Annotated in this window: 5 protein-coding genes; 1 reads left to right on the forward strand and 4 read right to left on the reverse strand. The window is 67.8% G+C overall.

Annotated elements, in window-relative coordinates; all coding sequences use genetic code 11:
* The first annotated feature begins 91 nt into the window (after positions 1 to 91).
* The gene (locus tag QZV94_RS21945; protein WP_293681956.1) at positions 92 to 910 is read left to right on the forward strand and encodes an enoyl-CoA hydratase; all 819 of its coding nucleotides are present in this window, start codon (positions 92 to 94) and stop codon (positions 908 to 910) included.
* Positions 911 to 970: 60 nt separating this feature from the next.
* Here QZV94_RS21945 and QZV94_RS21950 read toward each other — a convergent pair whose 3' ends face one another.
* The 4 genes from QZV94_RS21950 to QZV94_RS21965 all read right to left on the reverse strand — a co-directional run bounded on the left by QZV94_RS21950 (position 971) and on the right by QZV94_RS21965 (position 6,250).
* On the reverse strand, positions 971 to 2,395 hold the full coding sequence (locus tag QZV94_RS21950; protein WP_293681959.1) for an MFS transporter: 1,425 nt from the start codon (positions 2,393 to 2,395) through the stop codon (positions 971 to 973).
* 97 nt (positions 2,396 to 2,492) lie between these two features.
* Entirely contained in the window at positions 2,493 to 3,923 is a 1,431-nt protein-coding gene (locus QZV94_RS21955; protein WP_293681962.1) for an MFS transporter, read from the reverse strand.
* A 384-nt stretch (positions 3,924 to 4,307) separates the two neighbouring features.
* Entirely contained in the window at positions 4,308 to 5,141 is an 834-nt protein-coding gene (gene fghA, locus QZV94_RS21960) for an S-formylglutathione hydrolase (protein ID WP_293681965.1), read from the reverse strand.
* Entirely contained in the window at positions 5,138 to 6,250 is a 1,113-nt protein-coding gene (locus QZV94_RS21965; RefSeq protein WP_293681968.1) for an S-(hydroxymethyl)glutathione dehydrogenase/class III alcohol dehydrogenase, read from the reverse strand. The genes fghA and QZV94_RS21965 overlap by 4 nt, the downstream gene beginning before the upstream one ends.
* Positions 6,251 to 6,384: the final 134 nt, after the last annotated feature.

Below are 6,384 nucleotides of genomic sequence, written 5' to 3' on the forward strand. Positions count from 1 at the left end.
GGGCGGGTCGGTCGCGCGGTGCAGAGGTTAACCTTCGCCTTGCAGCAGCCTCGGCCTATGGTCTCGCGAAGAAAAGGCGGGAGGACTCCACATGGCTGACATTGACACCGGCACGACCGACCTATTGGCCACCCTCGATGGCGGCGTCCTGACCCTGACGCTCAACCGGCCGCAGGCGCGCAACGCCATGAGCGACGACATGAACCAGGCCCTGGCCCGCCAGCTCGCTACGGCCGAGCTGGACCCCGCGGTGAAATGCGTGGTGCTGACCGGGGCGGGCAACGGCTTCTGCGCCGGCGGCGACGTGAAGGGCATGAACAGCCGCAACTCGGGCGGCGGCCAGGGCTCCATCGACGCGGCCATCCACCGCCAGCGGCTCACCCAGCGGGCCACCGCCGGCAAACTGTTCAAGATGCCCAAGCCGACGCTTGCCGCCCTGCCCGGCGCGGCGGCCGGCGCCGGACTGGGGCTGGCGCTCGCCTGCGACCTGCGGATCATGGCCTCCACCGCGATCCTCACCACCGCCTTCGCGAAGGTCGGCTTCTCCGGCGACTACGGCGGCACGTACTTCCTAACCCAGCTGGTGGGGTCGGCGAAGGCGAGGGAGATGTACTTCCTCTCCGACCGGGTCAGCGCCGAGGAGGCGCTCCGGCTCGGTCTCACCAACTGGGTCTGCTCGCCGGAGGAGCTGGCGGCCAGGACGGCAGAGGTGGCCACGCGCCTCGCGGCCGGCCCGACGGTCGCCTATCGCTACATGAAGGAGAACCTGAACCGCGCCATGGCCGGCGACGTCGACGAATGCCTGGACATGGAGGCCACCCACCACGTCCACACCGGCCAGACCGCCGACCATAAGGAAGCTGCCAAGGCCTTCGTGGAAAAGCGCGAGCCGGTGTTCATCGGGCGCTGAAGCGTCCCGTCGCATCCGCGACGCGGGCCTTCAGGTCGCGGATGGTGGCGATGGGCCGGCTCAGCCAGCCGCCTCCTCGAGGGCCGCGGCCGGCGCCGGCGGCGGCGTCGGCGATGCGAGCTGCCGCAAGAGGAAGATGCCGGTCATGTTGAGAGCGACCGCGAACGGGATGTGCAGGGCGACCAGGTTGTTGACGATCGCTGGGTCGACCGTTCCCGGTATCGCGCGGATCGGGAACCCCACCATCGAGACGATCGCGCCCGCAACGAAAGCCCCGCCGCCGATCGCCCACTTGGAGAGCACACCCAGGACCCCGAAGGTCAGGCCCTCGGCGCGCATGCCGGTGCGCTGCGCGACCGCGTCCATGGCGTCGGTCAGCATCGAGCCCGTGATGATGGCCGCGGTCAGTCCGCAGGCGACCGACACGAGGAAGATGCCCGTCATCACCGGCAGCAAGGCCGGCGAGTCAGGGCCCGGGAACAGGCCGGCAAACTTCAGGGCTGGCGGGATCGCCGTCGCCGCCAGCCAAACGAGGTAGAGGGTCACCATCGCTCGGCGCTTTCCTAGCCGCTCGCTGAGCGGCCGGGCGACGGGAAGCGCGATGAAGGCGGCGAGGCCGGCGGCCCCGATGATGATCCCGAGCGACTGGGGCTTCATGCCCCAGAAGTGGAGGAACTCGTAGCTGGAGAGCCCATCGTTGGTCCCCTGGGCCAGGCTCATGAGCGTCCCGGCGCCCAGGATCAGCATCAACTGCCGGTCGGACAATGCGGCCCGGCACTCCGCGAAAACCTCGCGCAGGTTCTTGCGCTCGGCCTTGGGTGGCACGTGCAGGTACTTGATCCGGTGGTGGGTCGCCAGCGTCGAGATCAGGATGGTGATCCCGATCACCACCGCCGCGACCGTGCCGGCGTCCGCATAGCGCGCAGCGTTGAGCATTCCGGTCGGATTGTCCGCGTCCTCCGCCAGGAAGACCCGATAGACGACGAGCGCGAAGCCGCCTCCACCCACGATCGCGAAGAACCAGCGCCACGCCAGGAGGGTGGTCCTATCGTGAGTGTAGGTGGCCAGTTCCGGCGCCAGCGCGATCGATGGGATCTCGTAGAAGGAGATCGCGATCCGGGCCGCGAGCAGGCTGGCGACCATGAAGCCCAGCATCATCGGCTGCGAGAGCCCGGCCGGCATGTGCCAGACCAGGAAGAACGCCAGGGCGGACGGAACGGCCGAGGCGTACATGAGCGTGTGGCGGCGACCGAATAATCCCTTCAGGCCATCCGAGTAGCGTCCGATCAGGGGATCGATCACGGCGTCGACGACGATGCTGGCCATGATCGCCGCGCCGACCCAGATGGCGGGCAGACCCAGCACCTGATTGAAGTAAAGCTGGAGCAGACCCGCCGACATGATCGTACCGCCCACGCCCATGGACAGCGAGCCCAGGCCATAGGTGAACTTGGTGAAGAACCCGAGGCGGGGCTGTTCGGTCATGAGGAGCCATCCGTGAGCGGCCGGCGCGGGACCGGGTCTGGGGTGTTGATGTCCATCCGGGCGACCCGTCGGGGCGCTTGGTGACGCTTGCCGTGACTCAGCCGGCGACTTCCTTGAGGGCCCCGCCAACGGGCGGCGTCGCTGCGGCCTTCGGCACGGCGAGCCGCGACAGCAGGACAATCGCAGTCAGGTTGAGCGCCACGGCGGCCGGAATGTGCAGAAGGATCATGTTGGTGATGATCGCGGGGTCGACGGTCCCCGGGATGGCGCGGACGGGGAAACCCACGATCGAGACGATTGCGCCGGCAACGAAAGCGCCGCCGCCGACCGCCCACTTGGAGAGCACCCCCAAGACCCCGAAGGTCAGGCCTTCGGCGCGCATGCCGGTGCGCGCTGAGATCTGGTCCATCACGTCTGTCACCAACGAGCCCAGGAGAATGGTGGCGGTCAGGGAGCAGGTGGTTGCGATTAGGAAGTTGCCCATCATGACCGGCAGCAGAGCCGGTGAACCAGCCTCGGGGAACAGGCCCGCGAACTTCAGCGCCGGGGGAATCGCGGTCGTGGCCAGCCACACGATATACAGTCCCATCATCGCTCGGCGCTTGCCGATCCGCTCGCCGAGCGGACGCGCCAGGGGTAGCGAGATGAACGCGGCCAGGCTGGCGGCGGCGATGATGACGCCCAGCTGCTGCGGCTTCAGGCCCCAGAAATGGAGCGCCTCATAGCTGGAGAGCCCGTCCTTGGTGCCGTGGGCGAGGCCCATCAGCGTGCCCGCGCCCAGGATCAGAAGCAGCTGGCGGTCGGCGATGGCGGCGCGGCAATCGGCCAACACCTCGCGCAAGCTCTGGCTTTTGGCCGGAGGCGGCACGTGGAGATCCTTGATCCGTCGATGGGTCGCGAGAGTCGAGACGAGGATGGTGATCCCGATGCAGATGGCCGCGATGGTGCCCGCGTCGGCGTAGCGCTCGGCGTTGAGCATCCCCAGCGGATTGCCGGCGTTCTCAGCCAGGAAGACCCGATAGAGGATGAGCGCGAAAGCGCTGCTACCCACGACCACGAAGAACCAACGCCACGCGAGGAGGCTCGTGCGGTCGTGGGTGTAGGTGGCCAGCTCCGGCGCCAGCGCGATCGAGGGGATCTCGAAGAATGAGATGGCGATCCGAGCTGCGAGCAGGCTCACCGCCATGAACGCCAGCAGCGCCGGCTGCGAAAGGCCAGTGGGCGGGTTCCAGACCACCCAGAACAACAGGGCTGCCGGGATCGCCGAGGCGTACATCAGGGTGTGCCGCCGGCCGAAGATCCCTCTGAGATTGTCCGAGTAGCGCCCGATCATCGGATCGATCACCGCATCGACGAGCTTGCTGACCATGATCGCCGCGCCCACCCAGACGGCTGGCAGGCCCAGCACCTGGTTGAAGTAGAGCTGCAGCAGGCCGGCAGACATGATCGCCGCGCCGATGCCCGTGGACAGCGAGCCCAGGCCGAAGCTGAACTTGGTGAGGATCCCAAGGCGGGGCTGTTCAGTCATGAGACGGCGTCCTTCCAGGGACCGCGAGCGGCCAAATCGCCCCGCGGGGCGAGGATCGGAGGCTGCCGGTGCGCAGCCTTGCCGGAGAGAATGAGGCGGTCGATCGTAGGGTCCCGTCGCAGCGGCAGGGCGCCTGGATCAGTGTCGTGACGGAGGAGTCGGCGAGCACCGCGCCGAAGCAGAGTCGCGAGGGAGAAGGCTCACGGCCTCCACGCGTCGCACACGTCATGCGCCTTGCCTCACGTCGACTCCCATTGGCGCTCTACGTCGCCATTCACTGCGGCCGATCCTAGCCAGCGGTTTCGGGATCCTCCAAGGTAATTTTCCGTAATATGAGTATGGCGCCCGCGGCCGCGCGAGGAATCGCGTTGCGATGACCGGGAATCAGAGGCGCTGCGCGTGCCAGCGCAGGTGATCGTCCATGAAGCTCGCGATGAAGTGATAGCTGTGGTCGTAGCCAGGCTGGCGCCGCAGCGTCAGCGGAATCCCGGCGGCCTTGCACGCCGCCTCCAGCAGTTCGGGCTTCAGTTGGCTCTCCAGGAAGTCGTCCGCCTCGCCCTGGTCGACGAGCAGTTCATCGACGCGCGCGCCGTCCTCGATCAGCACCGTGGCGTCGTACCGGCGCCAGGAAGCGCGGTCTGGCCCAAGGTAGCCGCCCAGCGCCTTTTCGCCCCAGGGACAACGCATGGGCGAGGCGATCGGGGCAAACGCCGAGACGCTCTTCCAGCGGCCGGGCGTCTTCAGCGCCAGGGTCAGCGCGCCGTGGCCGCCCATGGAATGACCCGTGAGCCCCTGGCGGTCCAGGTCGACCGGGAAGTTGGCCGCGACCACCTCCGGCAACTCGGCCGTGATGTAGCTTTCCATCCGGTAGTTGGCGGCCCACGGCGCCTGCGTGGCGTCGAGGTAGAACCCGGCGCCCAGGCCGAAGTCGTAGGCGCCGCCGGGGTCATCCGGCACGCCCTCGCCGCGCGGGCTGGTGTCGGGCGCCACGAAGATCAGGCCAAGCTCGGCGCAGGCGCGCTGGAATTGGCCCTTCTCCGTGACGTTGGCGTGGGTGCAGGTCAGGCCGGAGAGGTACCAGACCACCGGACGCGGCCCGGCCTGCGGCGGGACGAAGACAGAGAAGGTCATCGCCGTCCCGGTTTCCCGACTCTGGTGTCGATAGACGCCCTGGACGCCGCCGAACATCCGGCTGCTTGAGACCGTCTCCAGGCTCAATAGACCACCACGGAACGGATGCTCTCCCCCGAGTGCATCAGGTGGAAGGCTTCGTTGATCTGCTCCAGCGGCATGCGGTGGGTGATCATCGGGTCGATCTGGATCTTGCCGTCCATGTACCAGTCGACGATCTTCGGCGTGTCGGTGCGGCCGCGCGCGCCGCCGAAGGCGGTCCCCTTCCAGGTGCGGCCGGTGACGAGCTGGAAGGGCCGAGTGGAGATCTCCTGGCCGGCCGCCGCCACCCCGATGATGATGCTGGTGCCCCAACCACGGTGACAGGCCTCCAGCGCCTGGCGCATCACCAGCGTGCTGCCGGTGGCGTCAAACGTGTAGTCGGCGCCGCCTCCGGTCAGCTCGACCAGGTGCGCGACCAGGTCGCCACCGTCCAGGCGGTGCGGATCGACGAAGTGGGTCATGCCGAACTGGCGGCCCCAGGCCTCGCGCTTGGGCTGGATATCGACGCCGACGATCATGCCGGCGCCCACCAGCTTCAAGCCCTGGATGACGTTCAGGCCGATGCCGCCCAGGCCGAACACGACGCAGTTGGCGCCCGCCTCGACGCCTGCGGTGTTGACCACCGCGCCCACGCCCGTGGTGACGCCGCAGCCCACGTAGCAGGCGGTATCGAACGGTGCGTCCTTGCGGATCTTGGCCACCGCGATCTCCGGCAGCACCGTGAAGTTCGAGAAGGTCGAGCACCCCATGTAGTGGAACACCGTCTCGCCCTTGTAGGAGAACCGGCTTGTGCCATCCGGCATAAGTCCCTTGCCCTGGGTGGCGCGGATCGCGGTGCAGAGATTGGTCTTGCGGCTGAGGCAGCTTTTGCACTGGCGGCATTCGGGCGTGTAGAGCGGGATCACGTGGTCGCCCACCGCCACCGACGTGACCCCCGGCCCCACCTCGACCACCACGCCCGCGCCCTCGTGCCCCAGGACGGACGGGAAGAGGCCCTCCGAATCGAAGCCGTCCAACGTGTAGGCGTCCGTGTGGCAGATGCCGGTGGCCTTGATCTCCACCAGGACCTCTCCGGCGCGCGGTCCCTCCAGGTCCAGTTCCACGATCTCCAGCGGCTTCTTGGCCTCGAAGGCCACCGCGGCGCGCGTCTTCATTACTCGTGTCCCTCGACATCGTCAGCGGGGCGCAGCATTTCTGAAGGGCGCGCCAATGTGAAGGCGCAATGCGCCCCTCAAGCCCACATTTCCCAAGTAAGGCGCTGATTTCGCTGTCCTGACCATTATATTTC

Source organism: uncultured Phenylobacterium sp. (genome assembly GCF_902826855.1).
In the GTDB taxonomy this organism is placed as follows: domain Bacteria; phylum Pseudomonadota; class Alphaproteobacteria; order Caulobacterales; family Caulobacteraceae; genus Phenylobacterium.